Source organism: Streptomyces sp. NPDC093598 (genome assembly GCF_044764825.1).
Classification (GTDB): Bacteria; Actinomycetota; Actinomycetes; order Streptomycetales; family Streptomycetaceae; genus Streptomyces.
Genome location: NZ_JBIWIV010000003.1, coordinates 600077 through 617436, shown reverse-complemented (window position 1 = coordinate 617436; position 17360 = coordinate 600077). Strand labels below are relative to the sequence as shown.

10 protein-coding genes and 1 pseudogene are annotated in these 17360 nt (G+C 71.5%); 1 reads left to right on the top strand and 10 read right to left on the bottom strand.

The annotated features are described in order from the left end of the window. Positions 1-77 precede the first annotated feature (77 nt). The 9 genes from ACIRDU_RS14620 to bldG form a co-directional block, all read right to left on the bottom strand. Positions 78-1283, bottom strand: coding sequence for a DNA polymerase III subunit delta' (locus ACIRDU_RS14620; RefSeq protein ID WP_403578709.1), 1206 nt, complete (start codon positions 1281-1283; stop codon positions 78-80). 130 nt (positions 1284-1413) lie between these two features. After that, complete coding sequence (tmk, locus tag ACIRDU_RS14615; RefSeq protein ID WP_403578706.1) at positions 1414-4680, bottom strand: dTMP kinase; 3267 nt, start codon at positions 4678-4680, stop codon at positions 1414-1416. Between the two features lie 154 nt (positions 4681-4834). Then, entirely contained in the window at positions 4835-7666 is a 2832-nt protein-coding gene (gene topA, locus ACIRDU_RS14610; protein ID WP_403578703.1) for a type I DNA topoisomerase, read from the bottom strand. Between the two features lie 246 nt (positions 7667-7912). Further along, positions 7913-8110, bottom strand: a complete 198-nt coding sequence (locus ACIRDU_RS14605) for a hypothetical protein (RefSeq protein ID WP_403578701.1) — start codon at positions 8108-8110, stop codon at positions 7913-7915. Positions 8111-8412: 302 nt separating this feature from the next. After that, positions 8413-9942: a methyltransferase gene (locus ACIRDU_RS14600; RefSeq protein ID WP_403578698.1), complete on the bottom strand. Its 1530-nt coding sequence runs from the start codon at positions 9940-9942 to the stop codon at positions 8413-8415. Positions 9943-10016: 74 nt separating this feature from the next. Further along, a complete protein-coding gene (locus ACIRDU_RS14595; protein ID WP_403578695.1) occupies positions 10017-10607 on the bottom strand; it encodes a small secreted protein in 591 nt (196 codons plus the stop codon). 193 nt (positions 10608-10800) lie between these two features. Then, on the bottom strand, positions 10801-13206 hold the full coding sequence (locus ACIRDU_RS14590; protein WP_403578692.1) for a sodium-translocating pyrophosphatase: 2406 nt from the start codon (positions 13204-13206) through the stop codon (positions 10801-10803). Between the two features lie 273 nt (positions 13207-13479). After that, the gene (locus ACIRDU_RS14585) at positions 13480-13917 is read right to left on the bottom strand and encodes an ATP-binding protein (protein WP_403578689.1); all 438 of its coding nucleotides are present in this window, start codon (positions 13915-13917) and stop codon (positions 13480-13482) included. 120 nt (positions 13918-14037) lie between these two features. Continuing rightward, positions 14038-14379, bottom strand: a complete 342-nt coding sequence (gene bldG, locus ACIRDU_RS14580) for an anti-sigma factor antagonist BldG (RefSeq protein ID WP_003991900.1) — start codon at positions 14377-14379, stop codon at positions 14038-14040. Between the two features lie 78 nt (positions 14380-14457). Here bldG and ACIRDU_RS14575 point away from each other — a divergent pair, with 78 nt between their 5' ends. Further along, entirely contained in the window at positions 14458-17001 is a 2544-nt protein-coding gene (locus tag ACIRDU_RS14575) for a DEAD/DEAH box helicase (RefSeq protein WP_403578687.1), read from the top strand. Here the strand turns inward: ACIRDU_RS14575 and ACIRDU_RS14570 are convergent. Further along, positions 16946-17314 (bottom strand): annotated as a pseudogene (locus ACIRDU_RS14570) (Rv3654c family TadE-like protein); the annotation flags it as partial. The gene ACIRDU_RS14575 and the pseudogene ACIRDU_RS14570 overlap by 56 nt on opposite strands. Between the last annotated feature and the right edge of the window lie 46 nt (positions 17315-17360).

Here is a 17360-nt window from a genome sequence, read left to right as displayed (position 1 = left end):
GTGCCGTGCGTGCGTGTCGTGCCTCGTACGAGTTACGGCGTCAACCGCACGTCCGATCCGTGTGTCCTGCCGGTCCCTCAGCCCGCTCTGAGTGCCATCGTCATCGCCTCCACCGCGAGCAGCGGCGCCACGTTGCGGTCGAGGGCGTCGCGGCAGGCGGCGATCGCCTCGATGCGGCGGAGTGTGGACTCCGGGGAGCTGCCCCGGGCGAGACGCTCCAGGGCGTCCTCGGCGTCCGCGTTGGCGATGGCCACGCGCGAGCCGAGCTGGAGGGCGAGGACATCGCGGTAGAAGGCCGTGAGGTCGGTCAGGGCGAGGTCGAGGCTGTCACGCTGCGTGCGCGTCCTGCGGCGCTTCTGCTTGTCCTCCAGGTCCTTCATCACACCCGCGGTGCCCCGGGGCATACGGCCGCCCTGGGCAGCGCCGAGAGCGGCCTTCAGCTCCTCGGTCTCCTTGGAGTCCGTCTCCTCCGCGAGCTGCTTGGCGTCCTCGGCGGCCGCGTCGACGAGCTCCTGGGCGGCCTTGAGCGCACCGCCGATCTCCTCGACGCGCAGAGGCAGCCTGAGCACCGCGGCACGGCGTTCGCGGGCGGCCGGATCGGTGGCCAGGCGGCGCGCCCGGTCGACATGGCCCTGGGTCGCGCGGGCCGCGGCGGCGGCGACGTCCGGCTCGATGCCCTCGCGGCGTACGAGCATGTCGGCGACGGCGTCGACCCTGGGCGTGCTCAGGTTCAGGTGGCGGCAGCGGGAGCGGATGGTCGGCAGGACGTCCTCGATGGAGGGTGCGCACAGCAGCCACACCGTGCGCGGGGCGGGCTCCTCCACTGCCTTGAGGACGGCGTTGGCCGACTTCTCGTTCAGCCGCTCGGCGTCCTCGACGAGGATGATCTGCCAGCGGCCGGTCGCCGGCGACGTGAACGACTTGCGGACGGTGTCGCGCATGTCGTCGGCGAGGATCTGCGTGCCGACCGCGGCGACGGTGGTGACGTCTGCGTGCGTGCCGATCAGTGCTGTGTGGCAGCCGTCGCAGAAGCCGCAGCCCGGGGAGCCGCCGAGCGCGCGGTCGGGGCTGACGCACTGCAGCGCCGCCGCGAACGCGCGCGCCGCCTGGTTCCGCCCGGCGCCGGGCGGGCCCGTGAACAGCCACGCGTGCGTCATCTTCGACGCCTCGGGCGGCGGGGTGCCGGTGGTGGCCGCGGTGACCAGGGCGTCGGCATCCCGGGCGGCAGCGGCCAGCTGCTCGCTCACCCTCTCCTGCCCGACGAGGTCGTCCCACACGGTCATGGGTCACGCCGCCCTTCCGTCACGTGCTGCGTTGCGAGATCCATTGTGGGGGCGACCACTGACAACGCCTGCCGCCCCCACCCGACTCGCAGTGCGGAGGCCGGGCTCCCCCGTCGGTCCGCCGGAGGCGTCAGCGCCCCCGGCCGCCCCTGCCCCGGCGTCCGCGCCTGTCGTCCGGCTCGTCGTCGTGCGGTCCGAGCAGCTCGTCCGCCAGCGAGGGCAGGTCGTCCAGCGGCGTCTCCTCGGCCCAGTCGGACCGGCGGCGGCGCGGCGCCCCGTCGGCGTCGACCTGGGGCATCTCCCGCGTACGGTCCTCGGTGCCGTCGGGCCGGGCGGCCGGGGCGTCCTCGCGGAAGTACCCCGGCGGGAACCGGTCCGCCGGTTCATCCCCGCGCACCGGTGGGAGGACGGTCGTCTCCTCGGCGTCCTCCGGCCGGACTGGAGGCAGTACGGCCGTCTCCTCGGCGTCCCCCGGGCGGACCGGAGGCAGCACCGCCGTCTCGTCGCCCGCTCCGGAGGGGTCCCGGTCGCGCACCGGCGGCAGGACCTCCGTCCGCTCCCCGGCCACCGGCGGAACCGGCGGCTTGGGCAGCTCGGCCGTCACCTCGGCGTCGGACTCACCGGAGGCCCGGCCCGAGCCGCGCTCCTCGTCCCGCACCGGGCGCAGCACGGTCGTGTCGTCCCCCGCACCGCCCGGTGTCACCACCGGGGTGGGCACGGTCGCCGCGTCCCGAGCGGCCGCGGCAGGCGCGGCACCCTGCGCGGGTGAGCTCTTCGGCCCGGCCTCGGCCGCGGCGGCAGCCGCCTCCGCGAGCCTGCGGGCCTCCTCGGCCCGCAGCAGCGCCGCCTCGGCCTTGCGCTGCTTCTCCAGGCGGAGCGCCTCGGCCTCGGCACGCAGGCGCGCCTCCTCCTCGGCCTGCCTGCGGCGCCGTTCCTCCTCGGCCTTGCGGCGGGCCTCCTCCTCGGCTCGGGCCTTCTCCTCGGCGAGGAGCCGAGCCCGCTCCTCCTCGGCCTTCTTGCGCGCTTCCTCGGCCCGGCGCCGGGCTTCCTCCGCCTGCCGTTCGGCCTCGCGGCGCTGCGCTTCCTCGAGCTCGCGGCGCTTGCGCTCCTCCTCCTCGGCGCGCAGCTTGGCGAGCTGCTCCTGGCGCTCGCGCTCCAGGCGCTCCTCCTCGGCCTTGCGGGCGGCCTCTTCCTCGGCCTTGCGGCGGGCCTCCTCCTCGGCCTTCTTCCGCGCCTCCTCCTGGGCCCTGATCTCGGCCTCGGACAGCGGCAGCACCTGGTCGAGCCGGTGCCGGATGACGGTCGTGACGGCCTCGGGCTCCTGGCCGGCGTCCACCACCAGATACCGCCCGGCGTCGGCCGCGGCCAGGGTGAGGAAACCGGCGCGCACGCGCGCGTGGAACTCGGCGGGCTCCGACTCCAGCCGGTCCGGCGCCTCGGTGAACCGCTCACGGGCGGTCTCCGGCGCGACGTCCAGCAGCACGGTCAGATGCGGCACCAGCCCGTTCGTCGCCCAGCGGTTGATCCGGGCGATCTCGGTCGGCGAGAGATCACGGCCGGCGCCCTGGTAGGCCACGGACGAGTCGATGTACCGGTCGGAGATGACGACCGCGCCACGCTCCAGGGCGGGCCGTACGACGGTGTCGATGTGCTCGGCCCGGTCGGCCGCGTACAGCAGCGCCTCAGCGCGGTGGGACAGGCCGGCGCTCGACACGTCCAGCAGGATCGACCGCAGCCGCTTGCCGACCGGCGTCGCCCCCGGCTCGCGCGTCAGCACGACCTCGTGGCCCTTGGCGCGGATCCACTCGGCGAGCGCCTCGGCCTGCGTGGACTTGCCGGCCCCGTCGCCGCCCTCCAGAGCGATGAAGAAACCGGAGGCCGCGGCCCCCTGGTCCGGGTCGTCGCCGCCGAGCAGCGCGTCCTTCAGGTCCTGCCGCAGGGGCACACCGGAACGGTCGTCGACCTTGGCCAGCACCAGCGCGGCGACCGGCAGCAGCAGGGCGCCGGCCAGCATCAGCGTGAAGGCCGCACCGCCGTGCGCGAAGACGAACTTGCCGCTCTCCAGCCGGTGCGGGCCGATCGCCGCCGCCACCAGCGGGGCGATCACCGCGCCGAGCGCCACACAGACCCGGACGACCGCGTGCAGGTGCTCCGTCGTACGGGGGCGCCGGTACTCCTCGGTCTCCTGGTCGAGCAGCGTGTGGCCGATGTTGGCGGACATGCCCGCGCCGACGCCGGCCAGCGCGAGGATCAGCAGCACGGTGGTGACGTCCGGGACCAGCCCGGCGGCCAGCAGGGCGACACCGGTGAAGGCGATCGTCAGCGCGAGCAGCCTGCGGCGCGACAGGGCGGGCATGAGGGTGGGCGCCGTGCGGATGCCGACGACGACACCGCCGGTCAGCGCGGCCACGAACAGGCCGTAGAGCACCGGGCCGCCGCCCAGGTCCTTGGCGTGCAGCACGGCGACGGCGACGGCGGCCGACACCGCGGCGGCGACGGCCGCGCAGGACAGGACCAGCAGGGGCATCGCGCCGGTGCGGCCCTTGTCGGCGCCGGTGCCGGTCTTCGGGCGGCGCAGCCCTTCGAGCGGCGACCGCGCGCGCGGGGTGCGCGTGCCGGGCAGCTCCAGGAAGGTCAGCACGGACAGGGACGCGGCGAACAGCCCCGCGGCCACGTACGAGGCGAGGGCCGCCTGGTGCTGGCCGAACCAGTCGATGCCGGCGCCCAGCAGGTTGTTGAACAGGGAGGCGACGACGAGCGCGACGGCCGCGAGGGGGATCGCCACGAAGCCGGTGCGCAGCGACAGGCGGCGCAGGGCGTCCATGTGGTCGGGCAGCGGCCGGACCGTGGCGCCCTCCGGCGGCGGGGCGGGCAGCAGCGCGGGGGCCGCGCTCTCGCGGCACACCGTCCAGAACCGCTCGGCGACCCCGGTCACGAAGGCCGTGACGAGCAGGACGGCCAGCGCGTCCTCGGGCGTCCAGTCGATCCACAGGGGCGCGACGATGAGCAGCGCCGCGCGCAGCCCGTCGGCGCCCACCATGGTCCAGCGGCGGTCGAGCGGGCCGTCCTGCGAGGTGAGCGCGGTGAGCGGGCCGAGCAGAACGGCGCCGAACAGGAGCGTCGCGAGGATGCGCACCCCGAAAACGGTCGCCACTGCGAACGCCACGCCCCGGTAGCCGCCCCCGAACGAGCCCTCGGCGACGGCCGCCTGGAGCACGAGGACGACCAGGACGAGAAGGGCGAGGGTGTCCCCCACGCCGCCCACGAGCTGTGCGCTCCACAACCGCTTCAGCTGCGGTCGGCGCAGCAGGGCGCGGACGGCGCGCTCGCGGGAGTCCGCGACCAGGGCGTCGTCGGGGGCGGGCTGAGGGGCCGTTGGGTGGTCGGCTCGCGTCATGCGTTCAGCCTATCGGGAGCCACCGACACCCTGGAGGGCGCGGCCTGGCATGCGCACGCCCCGACACCGAAGTGTTGCCGGGGCGTTCGCTTTCCGAACCCTGGGCGAAGATCCGGACGCGACGCCCGGGTTTCCGAACAGGACTCGAACGACCTCAGTCCTCCGCGGACTTGGAGGCGGTCGCCGTCTTGGCGGCCGTCTTCTTCGCCGTGGTGGTCTTCTTCGCCGTCGTCTTCTTCGCGGTGGTGGTCTTCTTCGCCGCGGTCTTCTTCGCCGTCGTCGTCTTCTTCGCCGGCGCCTTCTTGGCCGCCTTCTTCGCGGTCTTCTTCGCCGGTCCCTTGGCGCGCTTCTCGGCGAGGAGCTCGAAACCGCGCTCCGGTGTGATCTCCTCGACGCTGTCGCCGGAGCGCAGGGTCGCGTTGGTCTCGCCGTCGGTGACGTACGGGCCGAAGCGGCCGTCCTTGACCACGACCGGCTTCTCGCTGACCGGGTCGGTGCCCAGCTCCTTCAGCGGCGGCTTGGCGGCCGCCCGGCCACGCTGCTTGGGCTGGGCGTAGATCGCCAGCGCCTCCTCCAGGGTGATCGTGAAGAGCTGCTCCTCGGCCTGGAGCGAGCGCGAGTCCGTGCCCTTCTTCAGGTACGGGCCGTAGCGGCCGTTCTGGGCGGTGATCTCCTGGCCCTCGGCGTCGGCGCCGACGACGCGCGGCAGCGACATCAGCTTCAGGGCGTCGTCGAGGGTCACCGTGTCGAGGGACATCGTCTTGAACAGGGACGCCGTGCGCGGCTTGACCGCGTTCTTGCCCGTCTTCGGGGTGCCCTCGGGGAGGACCTCCGTCACGTACGGGCCGTAACGGCCGTCCTTGGCGACGATCGTGTGGCCGGTGGCGGGGTCCGTGCCCAGCTCGTAGTCGCCGCTCGGCTTGGCGAGCAGCTCCTCCGCGAGGTCGACGGTCAGCTCGTCCGGCGCCAGGTCGTCGGGGATGTCGGCGCGCTGGTGCTGCTCGGTGTCCTTCTCGCCGCGCTCGATGTACGGCCCGTAGCGGCCGACCCGCAGCACGATGTCGTTGGCCACCGGGAACGACGACACCTCGCGCGCGTCGATCGCGCCCAGGTCCGTCACCAGTTCCTTGAGGCCGCCGAGGTGGTCCCCGTCGCCGTTGCCGGCGTCGGCCGCGCCGCCGCTGACCGTGCCCTCGCCGAAGTAGAACCGCTTCAGCCACGGCACGGACTGCGCCTCACCGCGGGCGATGCGGTCGAGGTCGTCCTCCATCTTGGCGGTGAAGTCGTAGTCGACGAGCCGCCCGAAGTGCTTCTCCAGGAGGTTGACCACGGCGAAGGACAGGAAGGACGGCACCAGGGCCGTGCCCTTCTTGAACACGTAGCCGCGGTCGAGGATCGTGCCGATGATCGACGCGTACGTCGACGGACGGCCGATCTCGCGCTCTTCCAGCTCCTTGACCAGGGAGGCCTCGGTGTAGCGGGCCGGGGGCTTGGTGGCGTGCCCGTCGACCGTGATCTCCTGGGCGCTCAGGGCGTCGCCCTCGGAGACCTGGGGCAGCCGGCGCTCGCGGTCGTCCAGCTCGGCGTTCGGGTCGTCGGCACCCTCGACGTAGGCCTTCAGGAAGCCGTGGAAGGTGATCGTCTTGCCGGACGCGCTGAACTCGACGTCCCGGCCGTCGGCCGCCGTGCCGCCGATCTTCACCGTGACGCTGTTGCCGGTGGCGTCCTTCATCTGGGAGGCGACGGTCCGCTTCCAGATCAGCTCGTACAGCCTGAACTGGTCACCGGTCAGCCCGGTCTCGGCGGGAGTGCGGAAACGATCACCCGAGGGGCGGATCGCCTCGTGGGCCTCCTGCGCGTTCTTGACCTTCCCGGCGTACGTCCGCGGCTGCGGCGGCAGGTAGTCGGCCCCGTACAGCTGCGTGACCTGGGCGCGGGCGGCGGAGACCGCCGTGTCGCTCAGGGTCGTGGAGTCCGTACGCATGTAGGTGATGTAGCCGTTCTCGTACAGCTTCTGCGCGACCTGCATGGTGGCCTTCGCACCGAAGCCGAGCTTGCGGCTGGCCTCCTGCTGCAGCGTCGTCGTACGGAACGGGGCGTACGGCGAGCGGCGGTACGGCTTGGACTCGACGGAGCGCACCGCGAACCGCGTGTCCTCGAGGGCGGCGGCCAGGGCGCGGGCGTTCGCCTCGTCGAGGTGGAGGGTGTTCGCGCTCTTCAGCTGTCCCAGGGAGTCGAAGTCGCGGCCCTGTGCGACCCGCCTGCCATCGACGGTCTGCAGGCGCGCGACCAGCGACGACGGGTCGGACGAGTCTCCCGCGCGGCCGGTCGCGAAGGTGCCCGTCAGGTCCCAGTACTCAGCCGAACGAAACGCGATGCGCTCGCGTTCCCGCTCCACGACGAGTCGTGTGGCGACCGACTGGACACGGCCCGCGGACAGCCGCGGCATGACCTTCTTCCACAGGACCGGCGAGACCTCGTAGCCGTACAGGCGGTCGAGGATGCGGCGGGTCTCCTGGGCGTCGACGAGCTTCTGGTTGAGCTGGCGCGGGTTGGCGACGGCGGCCTGGATCGCGGCCTTGGTGATCTCGTGGAAGACCATCCGCTTGACCGGGACCTTGGGCTTGAGCACCTCCTGGAGGTGCCAGGCGATGGCCTCGCCCTCGCGGTCCTCATCGGTGGCGAGGAAGAGTTCGTCGGACTCCTTCAGCAGGTCCTTGAGCTTCTTGACCTGCGCCTTCTTGTCGGCATTGACCACATAGATCGGCTGGAAGTCATGTTCGACGTCCACACCGAGGCGGCGGACCTCACCGGTGTACTTCTCGGGCACCTCGGCGGCGCCGTTGGGAAGGTCGCGGATGTGCCCGACGCTCGCCTCGACGATGTAGCCGGGGCCGAGATAGCCCTTGATCGTCTTCGCCTTGGCAGGCGACTCGACGATGACGAGTCGGCGGCCGCCCTTTGCGGTCTCGCTGGTCGGGGACAACTTCGCTCTTCTCTCCGGTCGACGCTGGGGCCTCCCCGGAGTCGCTTACCGGGGCTGGATACGTGGTGACGCTGCGGAGTGTGACGGTACATCCCGCCCTCGTGTCAAACGGGAAAAGCCCGCAACGGCCACTCGAACGGTAACCCGACTACCACCATTCCTGCCGCCTCGAGTACCGGGAGCAGGCCGGACCCTATGCGGAGTGCGACCCCCCGGTCACCGGCAGGCACCTCGCCGGAGCGGGCCTCAGAGGCGGCTGAAGCACCATGTTCCGATCGCCAGGGCGAGCACCGCGACGACGCTCGCGAGGGTCGCCGAGGGGACGGGCCTCACCCCCTGTGCGACGGGCCGGCGCCGGCCCACGCGCGTCACGGTCCAGGCCAGCAGCCCGCCTCCGAACAGGGAGAACACCGCTCCCGCGAAGATCGCCGGTTCGCTCTCCATGGCCCGCCGTGCCCCTTGTCCCTGTCCCCGCGCTGTCAGCCCCGGGAGGCTGACACGCGCGGGCGGCGGGCAGGCGAACCCGAGGTGAACGCCGGGGCGGCACAGCAGTGGATCGAGGGCGTCCGGTTCCTCGTGACCCGTTTCGGACGAGGTGTTCAAATCGACTCGAATTTTGTCGGCGGGCATCCTCGACGGGCTCCCGTGAGGTCGCTTTCCCAGCGGACGGTGCCCCTCCGGCTCGCCTCTGAACGGACCGGCCGCCCTCTCACCGGACGACTGACCTCTCAGCGGACGGCTGACCTCTAGCGGACCGGCTCCAGGAACCCCTGCTCGACCAGCAGCCGGATCTGGGCCGGTGTGCGGTCGCGCAGCAGCACCGGGTCCTCTCCGATCAGCTGGGCGATGGCGTCGAGGATGCGGCCCGCACTCATCGTGCCGTCGCACACGCCCGCGAAGCCCGCGCCGACCGTGTCCACCCGCGTCGCCCGGCGCATGCCGCGGTTCTGGCGCAGCACGACATGCTCGGGGTCCTCGGCGCCGGGCAGTCCGACCTGCTCCTGCACGACCTCGGCGGCGAGCCGGAAATGCCCTTCGAGCAGCGCGGCGTCGTCGTGGTCGCGCAGGTGGTCGAGCCGGTCGAAGTGGGCACGGATGGTGTCGCCGAGCGGCTGCTCGACCGGGTGCGGCCACTCCTCCACCGTGAGCGAGGGCACGGCGGCACTGGTCCTGCGCAGGGTGATCCAGCCGAAGCCGACGGCCTTCACCTTGCGCGCCTCGAACTCGTCGAGCCATGCGTCGTACCGCGCCTGGTACTCCGCCGCGTCGCCCTGGTGGTCGCCCGCGTCACGCAGCCACAGCTCGGCGTACTGATTCACGTCCTGCACCTCGCGCTGCACGATCCACGCGTCGCAGCCCCGGGGCACCCATGACCTGAGCCTGTCCTGCCAGTCCTCCCCTTCCACGTGCTGCCAGTTGGCGAGAAACTGCGCGAACCCGCCCTCGTTCAGGCGGTCGCCCGCTTGCTGAACGAGCGTGCGGCACAGATCGTCCCCGCCCATCCCGCCGTCGCGGTAGGTGAGCCGTGCACCGGGAGAGATCACGAAGGGCGGGTTGGAGACGATCAGGTCGTACGTCTCGTCGCTCCGGACCGGCTCGAAGAGGGAGCCCTCGCGCAGCTCGACGGCCGCGGTGCCGGACAGCGCCAGCGTGAGTGCGGTGATGTGCAGGGCGCGCGGGTTGAGGTCGGTGGCCGCCACGCGCGTGGCGTGCTGCGCGGCGTGCAGGGCCTGGATGCCGGAGCCGGTGCCGAGGTCGAGCGCGGCGGCGACGGGCATGCGGACGGTGATGCCGGCGAGGGTCGTGGAGGCCCCGCCGACTCCGAGGACGACCCCTTCGTCCCGCCGGCCGATGCCACCGGCGCCGCCGACCGCGCAGCCGAGGTCCGAGACGATGAACCAGTCCTCGCCGCCGGGCCCGCCGTAGGGCCGGACGTCCACCGTGGCGGAGAGTTCGTCCTCGCCGGCCCGGGCCAGCCAGCCGGTCTCCAGGCAGGCGTCCACGGGCAGGACGTCCGCCACGCGCGCGTGCGGCACGGGCTGCTGGAGCAGGAACAGCCGGACGAGCATCTCCAGCGGCGTGTCCCCGCGGGTCGCCCGGAGCGCGGGCACGGTCTCGCTCCGGGCCAGCGCCGCGTACGCGGGGGCGCCGAGCAGTTCGAGCAGTCCGTCGGCGGTGAAGGAGGCCGCGAGCAGGGCGTCCCGGAGCCGGGCGGCGACATCGGGACGGTCGGAGGCGGGCAGCGGGGGCAGGGGTGACTGGCTGGCGTTACTCACGCCTCCATTGTGGCCGCCGGTACGGTGTCGCACGTGTCCGTGCCCTGGGAATCGCCTCCGCTGCTGCGGCTCCCTCAGCTCTGCGTGGCCCCTGCCGATGCCGTGGCCGCCTTGCAGCTGGACTGCTGGGCCATGGCCTGACCGACCTCGCCCTCCTCCAGGTTCCTGAGGGCGTCGTTCCCGCTCTGGCTGAGCTTGTCCAGCTCGGTGGCGATGTCCTTCAGGCCGTCGGCGAACTTGCCCTGGTCCTTGGTGTCGAGCCCGTCGACCTGCTTCTTCAGGGAGGCGTACGAGGCGGAGATCGAGTTGAGCTCCTTGACCGCGTCCTGCTGCTTCTTCTCGCCGTTCTCGACGTCCGGCGCCCCGGCCTTGTTCACGGCGGTCCCGATCGCCTTGTAGGCGTCGGACATGTCCTGGAAGGCCTGTGCGTCGGTCTTCTGGACGTCCTCCGGCGTGCTGTTGTCCGAGGTCTCCTTCTGGATCGCGGCATTGGCCGACTCGATCTTCTTGGCCTGCGGCTGCACGGCGTCACAGACCTGCTTGGCCCAGGAGTCCAGCTTCTCGTTGCTGTCGTCGCCGCCGCAGCCCGACAGCGCCAGTACCAGTACCGCACCGCCGGACAGTGCGGCCGCGAGCTTCTTGTTCACCGGTTTGGTCCCTTCCATGGCTCTCGGCCCCGGAACATACACGCAGGATGCACGACAACCGCACGTCGAACGTCTATTAAGACCGTTTTGTAACCTTTTGCACCAAGCGAGAGAAGGCTCACGCGTGATCGTGTACCCACAAAGAGCGGGCGGGCGACGCGTCAACGCGCGCCGCCCGCCCGCACCTTGAGCTGGGACTCGGAGGACCTCCCTACGAAACCACCGCCGGGTCGGCCGACTTGGGCTTCGGCTCGGCGTTGTCTTCGTCACCCATGGCGATTCCTCGCCGCTTTGACACGTACACCGCCCCGGCGATCACGACGAACGCGAGGGCGGCGACAAGAATCCGCACCGCGATGCTCTCGTCCGGGCCGTAGGAGAACTTGATCACCGCGGGCGCGATGAGCAGCGACACCAGGTTCATGACCTTCAGCAACGGGTTGATCGCGGGGCCCGCGGTGTCCTTGAAGGGATCGCCGACCGTGTCTCCGATCACGGTCGCCGCGTGGGCCTCGCTGCCCTTGCCGCCGTGATGGCCGTCCTCGACGAGTTTCTTGGCGTTGTCCCAGGCGCCACCGGAGTTGGCGAGGAACACCGCCATCAGCGTGCCCGCGCCGATCGCGCCCGCCAGGAACGCGCCGAGCGCTCCGACGCCGAGCGTGAACCCGATGAAGATGGGCGCCATCACGGCCAGCAGCCCGGGGGTGGCGAGCTCGCGCAGGGCGTCCTTGGTGCAGATGTCGACGACCTTGCCGTACTCCGGTTTCTCGCTGTAGTCCATGATCCCGGGCCTCTCGCGGAACTGCCGCCGCACCTCGTAGACCACGGAACCCGCCGAGCGCGAAACGGCGTTGATCGCCAGCCCCGAGAAGAGGAAGACGACCGCCGCGCCGGCGATGAGACCCACGAGGTTGTTGGGCTGCGAGATGTCCATCATCAGACTCATCGGGGCACCTTCCCCGCTGAGCTTCTCGCCCACGTCCCGCGCGCCGGTGAAGATCGCGTCGCGGTACGACCCGAACAGCGCCGCCGCAGCGAGCACGGCCGTGGCGATCGCGATGCCCTTGGTGATCGCCTTGGTGGTGTTGCCGACCGCGTCCAGATTGGTGAGCACCTGCGCGCCCGCGCCCTCGACGTCGCCGGACATCTCCGCGATGCCCTGCGCGTTGTCGGAGACCGGCCCGAAGGTGTCCATCGCGACGATCACACCGACCGTGGTGAGCAGGCCGGTGCCGGCCAGCGCCACCGCGAACAGCGCCAGCATGATGGACGTGCCGCCGAGCAGGAACGCCCCGTACACGCCGAGGCCGATCAACAGGGCCGTGTAGACGGCGGATTCGAGACCGACGGAGATACCGGCGAGGACGACGGTGGCCGGGCCGGTGAGCGAGCTCTTGCCGATGTCCCTGACCGGCCGGCGGGTGGTCTCGGTGAAGTAGCCGGTCAGTTGCTGGATCAGGGCGGCGAGCACGATACCGATGGCCACCGCGACGAGCGCGAGGACCCGCGGGTCGCCGTCCTTGCCCAGGATCGCGGCGTCGGTGACCCCGTCGAGCTCTGAGTACTTGCCCGGCAGGTAGACGAAGACGGCCACCGCCACCAGCACCAGCGAGATCACCGCGGAGATGAAGAACCCGCGGTTGATGGCGCTCATGCCGCTGCGGTCCGCGCGCCTGGGCGCCACGGCGAAGATGCCGATCATGGCGGTGATCACACCGATCGCCGGCACCAGCAGCGGGAAGCCGAGTCCGGCGTCGCCGAAGGCCGCCGAGCCCAGGATCAGCGCGGCGACGAGGGTCACGGCGTACGACTCGAAGAGGTCGGCCGCCATGCCCGCGCAGTCGCCGACGTTGTCGCCCACGTTGTCGGCGATGGTCGCGGCATTGCGCGGGTCGTCCTCCGGAATGCCCTGCTCGACCTTGCCGACCAGGTCGGCGCCGACGTCGGCGGCCTTGGTGAAGATGCCGCCGCCGACACGCATGAACATCGCGATCAGCGCGGCCCCGAGGCCGAAGCCCTCGAGCACCTTCGGCGCGTCGGCCGCGTACACCAGCACCACGCAGGAGGCGCCGAGCAGGCCGAGGCCCACCGTGAACATGCCGACCACGCCGCCCGTGCGAAAGGCGATCTTCATCGCCTTGTGCGAGACGGCGGTCAGATCCTTTTCCGGCTCGCCTTGAGCCGGGGTGGCTTCACGCGCCGCCGCTGCGACACGCACATTGCTGCGTACGGCGAGCCACATGCCGATATAGCCGGTGGCCGCCGAGAACGCCGCTCCGATCAGGAAGAACACCGAACGCCCGGCACGCTGATTCCAGTCGTCCGCGGGCAACAGCATGAGCAGGAAGAACACGACCACGGCGAATACGCCGAGCGTGCGCAGCTGGCGGGCCAGATAGGCGTTCGCGCCCTCCTGGATTGCTGCCGCGATCTTCTTCATGCTGTCGGTGCCCTCGCCGGCCGCGAGTACCTGGCGCACCAGGACGCCCGCGACCGCCAGTGCCGCCAGTGCGACGACCGCGATGACCACGATGAGAACGCGGTTGCCATCGGTCAGCACGGCGGCTGCGAGGTCGGTGGGATGGCCCGACTGTTGTGAGAGGGAAAGCCCCGCCATTCGTCCTCCTTGACGCTTGGGCTGAGCTCAAGATGTGGACGGGATTGTAGGTACCGGAACCTGATCAAAACAGAGCGCGATAAACGGAATTGGTCTTCCGAGGTAATGCCCTGAAAGCATTCTCAGGCTGCCGTGGAGCACGCGAATGATCGTGAACGAATTCACGCGATGAACGGCACAGGAACTACTGTAAAGGCGAGCACTGACACCCGCACATGACGAAGGGCCCCACGGGTGGGGCCCTTCGGAAGAACGGTGTGTGCGGCGGCGGGGTCAGACCAGAATCGTCGGCGGTGGTGAGGTCGGCCAGGTCATCTTGATCCGCCCGCCGTGCTCTCCCGCGCTGACCTCGACGTCGTCGACGAGTCCACTGATGACCGCGAGGCCCATCTCGTCCTCGTCCGCCTCCCCGTCGGAGTCACCGGGTCCGGCGCCGGGGCCGCGCTCGCCGGTGACCGCGTGCGGGGCCTCGTCGCCGACCTCGATGGAGAACTGCTTCTCCTCCTCGATCAGCAGCACCTTCACCGGTGCCGAGATCCCGCCGGTCTGGTGCAGCCCGACGGCTCGGGTGCACGCTTCGCCGACGGCGAGCCTGACCTCGTCGAGGACGGCCTCGTCCACTCCGGCCCTGCGCGCCACTGCTGCCGCCACCAGCCGGGCGGTCCTGACGTGCTCGGGCAGCGCGCTGAAGCGGAGCTCAACGGTGGCCATGCATCCCCCTCGCAACTACGGGCGTGCTGTCGAGAGGCTCCGGGCCGACGAAACCCGGGCCCCTCGGTCTTCACTTCTGCCGAAAGCCGGCCGGCCCGGGCACATGGCCCGGGACCGGTGTCAGTCGGTGGCCGCAACCGCTTCCTCGACCGAGGTGTGAATCGGGAACACCTTGGTGAGGCCGGTGATGCGGAAGATCTTCAGAATGCGCTCCTGGTTGCAGACCAGGCGCAGGGAGCCCTCATGGGCCCGCACACGCTTCAGGCCGCCGACCAGTACGCCGAGCCCGGTGGAGTCGAGGAAGTCCACGCCCTCCATGTCGACGACAAGGTGGAAACTGCCGTCGTTCACCAGCTCGACCAACTGCTCGCGCAGCTTGGGCGCGGTATATACGTCGATTTCGCCACCGACCCTGACGATCGTGCGATCGCCCATGGTTTCGGTCGACAGGGACAGGTCCACGGATCCTCCAGCACCTTGCTATCGAGCGGTCGCCCTAGGGGCATTCGGCTTCAGCCCCTGGACGCTTCGCCAGCCGCGATGGCATTCAATCACTTACCGGCAGGCGTGCACGACGCCTTGGCTCCATTGTCCGTCACGCCAGTGACACACTCGGTGCCGATGGCCAAGAATCACCGATCCGATCGAACCCCGACGGACCCCGCCTCCCGACCCGCGCCGGGCGCGGTCCTGGACCGGCTCGCGTCCGGTCCGAGCAGGGCTTCGCGCATTACTCATACGGAGCACTTGCCCCCGCGTGCGGGTCGGCATGCCGTCTGGCCGGACCGGATCCGCGCGGAGGTCGTCGCGGCCGTGCGAGCCGCGGGCATCGAGCATCCCTGGGCCCACCAGGCAATCGCGGCCGAGCACGCCCTGGACGGCGACTCGGTCGTCGTCGCCACCGGCACGGCCTCCGGCAAGTCCCTGGCCTACCTGGTGCCGGTCCTGTCCACCCTTCTGGAGGGCGCTGAGGCTCCGAACGGCCGCGGCGCGACCACCCTCTACCTGGCTCCCACCAAGGCGCTCGCGGCGGACCAGTGCCGTTCCGTGAAGGAACTTTCACAACCCTTGGGCCATTCGGTACGCGCAGCCGTGTACGACGGCGATACTCCGTTCGAGGAACGCGAGTGGATCCGCCAGTACGGCAACTACGTCCTGACCAACCCGGACATGCTGCACCGCGGCATCCTGCCGTCCCACCCCCGCTGGTCCTCCTTCCTGAAGTCGCTGAAGTACGTCGTCATCGACGAGTGCCACACCTACCGCGGCGTCTTCGGCTCCCATGTCGCCCAGGTGCTGCGCCGGCTGCGGCGTCTGTGCGCCCGTTACGGTGCCTCGCCCGTGTTCCTGCTGGCCTCCGCGACCGCCGCCGAGCCCGCGGTGGCCGCCCGCCGCCTCACCGGCGTGCCGGTGCTGGAGGTGGCCGACGACGCCTCCCCGCGCGGTGAACTGGTGTTCGCCCTCTGGGAACCGCCGCTGACCGAGCTGCACGGCGAGAGAGGCGCCCCCGTCCGTCGCACGGCCACCGCCGAGGCCGCCGACCTGCTGACCGACCTCACCGTGCAGGGCGTGCGCTCCGTCGCCTTCGTCCGCTCCCGGCGTGGCGCCGAGCTGATCTCGGTCATCTCCCAGGAGCGCCTGGCCGAGGTGGACCGTTCGCTGGCCCGGCGTGTCGCGGCGTACCGGGGCGGCTATCTCCCGGAAGAGCGCCGGGCACTCGAACAAGCCCTCCATTCGGGTGAACTGCTGGGCCTCGCCGCGACGAACGCCCTCGAACTCGGCATCGACATCTCCGGCCTCGACGCGGTCGTCATCGCCGGCTATCCGGGCACGCGCGCCTCCCTGTGGCAGCAGGCGGGGCGGGCCGGACGGTCCGGGCAGGGGGCGCTCGCCGTCCTGGTGGCCCGTGACGACCCGCTGGACACCTTCCTCGTCCACCACCCCGAGGCCCTGTTCGACCAGCCCGTCGAATCGACCGTCCTCGACCCCGACAACCCCTACGTGCTGGCCCCGCACCTGTGCGCGGCCGCCGCCGAGCTGCCCCTGACGGAGGAGGACCTCGACCTGTTCGGCCCGGCCAGCGAGGGCCTGCTGCCCCAGCTGGAGGCCGCGAAGCTGCTGCGCCGCCGCACCAGGGCCTGGCACTGGACCCGCCGCGAGCGCGCCGCCGACCTGACGGACATCCGCGGTGAGGGCGGACAGCCGGTCCAGGTCGTCGAGACCGGCACGGGCCGGCTGCTCGGCACGGTCGACGCCGGCGCCGCGCACTCGACGGTGCACGAGGGGGCGGTCCACCTCCACCAGGGCCGCACGTACCTGGTGCGGTCGCTGGACCTGGAGGAGTCCGTCGCCCTCGTCGAGGAGGCCGCCCCGCCGTACTCCACGGTCGCCCGGGACACGACGTCGATCTCCGTCCTGGAGACCGACGTCGAGATCCCCTGGGGTGACGGCCGCCTCTGCTACGGCTCCGTCGAGGTCACCAACCAGGTCGTCTCCTTCCTCCGCAGACGGCTCATCACCGGTGAAGTGCTCGGTGAGACCAAACTCGACCTCCCTCCCCGTACCCTGCGCACCCGCGCCGTGTGGTGGACCGTCACCGAGGACCAGCTGGACCGGGCCCGGATCAACCCGGAGATCCTCGGCGGCTCCCTGCACGCCGCCGAACACGCCTCGATCGGCCTGCTGCCCCTCTTCGCGACCTGCGACCGCTGGGACATCGGCGGCGTGTCGATCCCGCTCCACCCCGACACGCTCCTGCCCACGGTCTTCGTCTACGACGGTCATCCGGGCGGCGCGGGCTTCGCGGAGCGCGCCTTCCACACGGCCCGCACCTGGCTGACCGCCACCCGCCAGGCCATCGCCTCCTGCGAGTGCGAGGCCGGCTGCCCGTCCTGCATCCAGTCCCCCAAGTGCGGCAACGGCAACGACCCGCTGCACAAGAGGGGGGCGGTACGCCTCCTCACGGTGCTGCTGGAGGGGGCTCCCCAGGAGGAGGAGGCGGGGGTTCCGGAGGACGGGGACGCAGAGGGGGGACCGCCCGAGCAGCCGACGGGAGACCCGTCGGAGGCCCCGCCCGCGCCCTGACCTCCGCCGTGAACGGCCCCCGTCCCGACGCCGCCGTCACATCCGAGATCTCCCCGGCGACCTCGCATCGCACGAGCCGCGCGCCCTGTGCCCGGGCCACCCGGCCGGCCCGGGCACAGGCCGCCGAACCGCCCTCGGCCCAGTGGTCCGCCGCGGCGAGCGCCGCGAGATCCGCACCGCCCGCCGCACGGTGCCGGATCACGACGGCCTGCCCGAGCGCGAGGACCACTCCGAACACCACGCACAGGACGGCGATGGCCCCCACGCTCCAGACGGTGGCGGATCCCCGGTCCGAACCGGGGCTTGCGACGATGACCGATGCCCGGCCCGAATCACCCCTCCCGGCGGTGGCCGGCCCC

Bases quoted from the DNA above. Each gene is read 5' to 3' on its own strand.
- ACIRDU_RS14590 (WP_403578692.1), bottom strand. From the start codon at position 13,206: ATGGCGGGGCTTTCCCTCTCACAACAGTCGGGCCATCCCACCGACCTC.
- ACIRDU_RS14595 (WP_403578695.1), bottom strand. From the start codon at position 10,607: ATGGAAGGGACCAAACCGGTGAACAAGAAGCTCGCGGCCGCACTGTCC.
- ACIRDU_RS14575 (WP_403578687.1), top strand. From the start codon at position 14,458: ATGGCATTCAATCACTTACCGGCAGGCGTGCACGACGCCTTGGCTCCA.
- ACIRDU_RS14605 (WP_403578701.1), bottom strand. From the start codon at position 8,110: ATGGAGAGCGAACCGGCGATCTTCGCGGGAGCGGTGTTCTCCCTGTTC.
- ACIRDU_RS14585 (WP_403578689.1), bottom strand. From the start codon at position 13,917: ATGGCCACCGTTGAGCTCCGCTTCAGCGCGCTGCCCGAGCACGTCAGG.
- tmk (WP_403578706.1), bottom strand. From the start codon at position 4,680: ATGACGCGAGCCGACCACCCAACGGCCCCTCAGCCCGCCCCCGACGAC.
- ACIRDU_RS14620 (WP_403578709.1), bottom strand. From the start codon at position 1,283: ATGACCGTGTGGGACGACCTCGTCGGGCAGGAGAGGGTGAGCGAGCAG.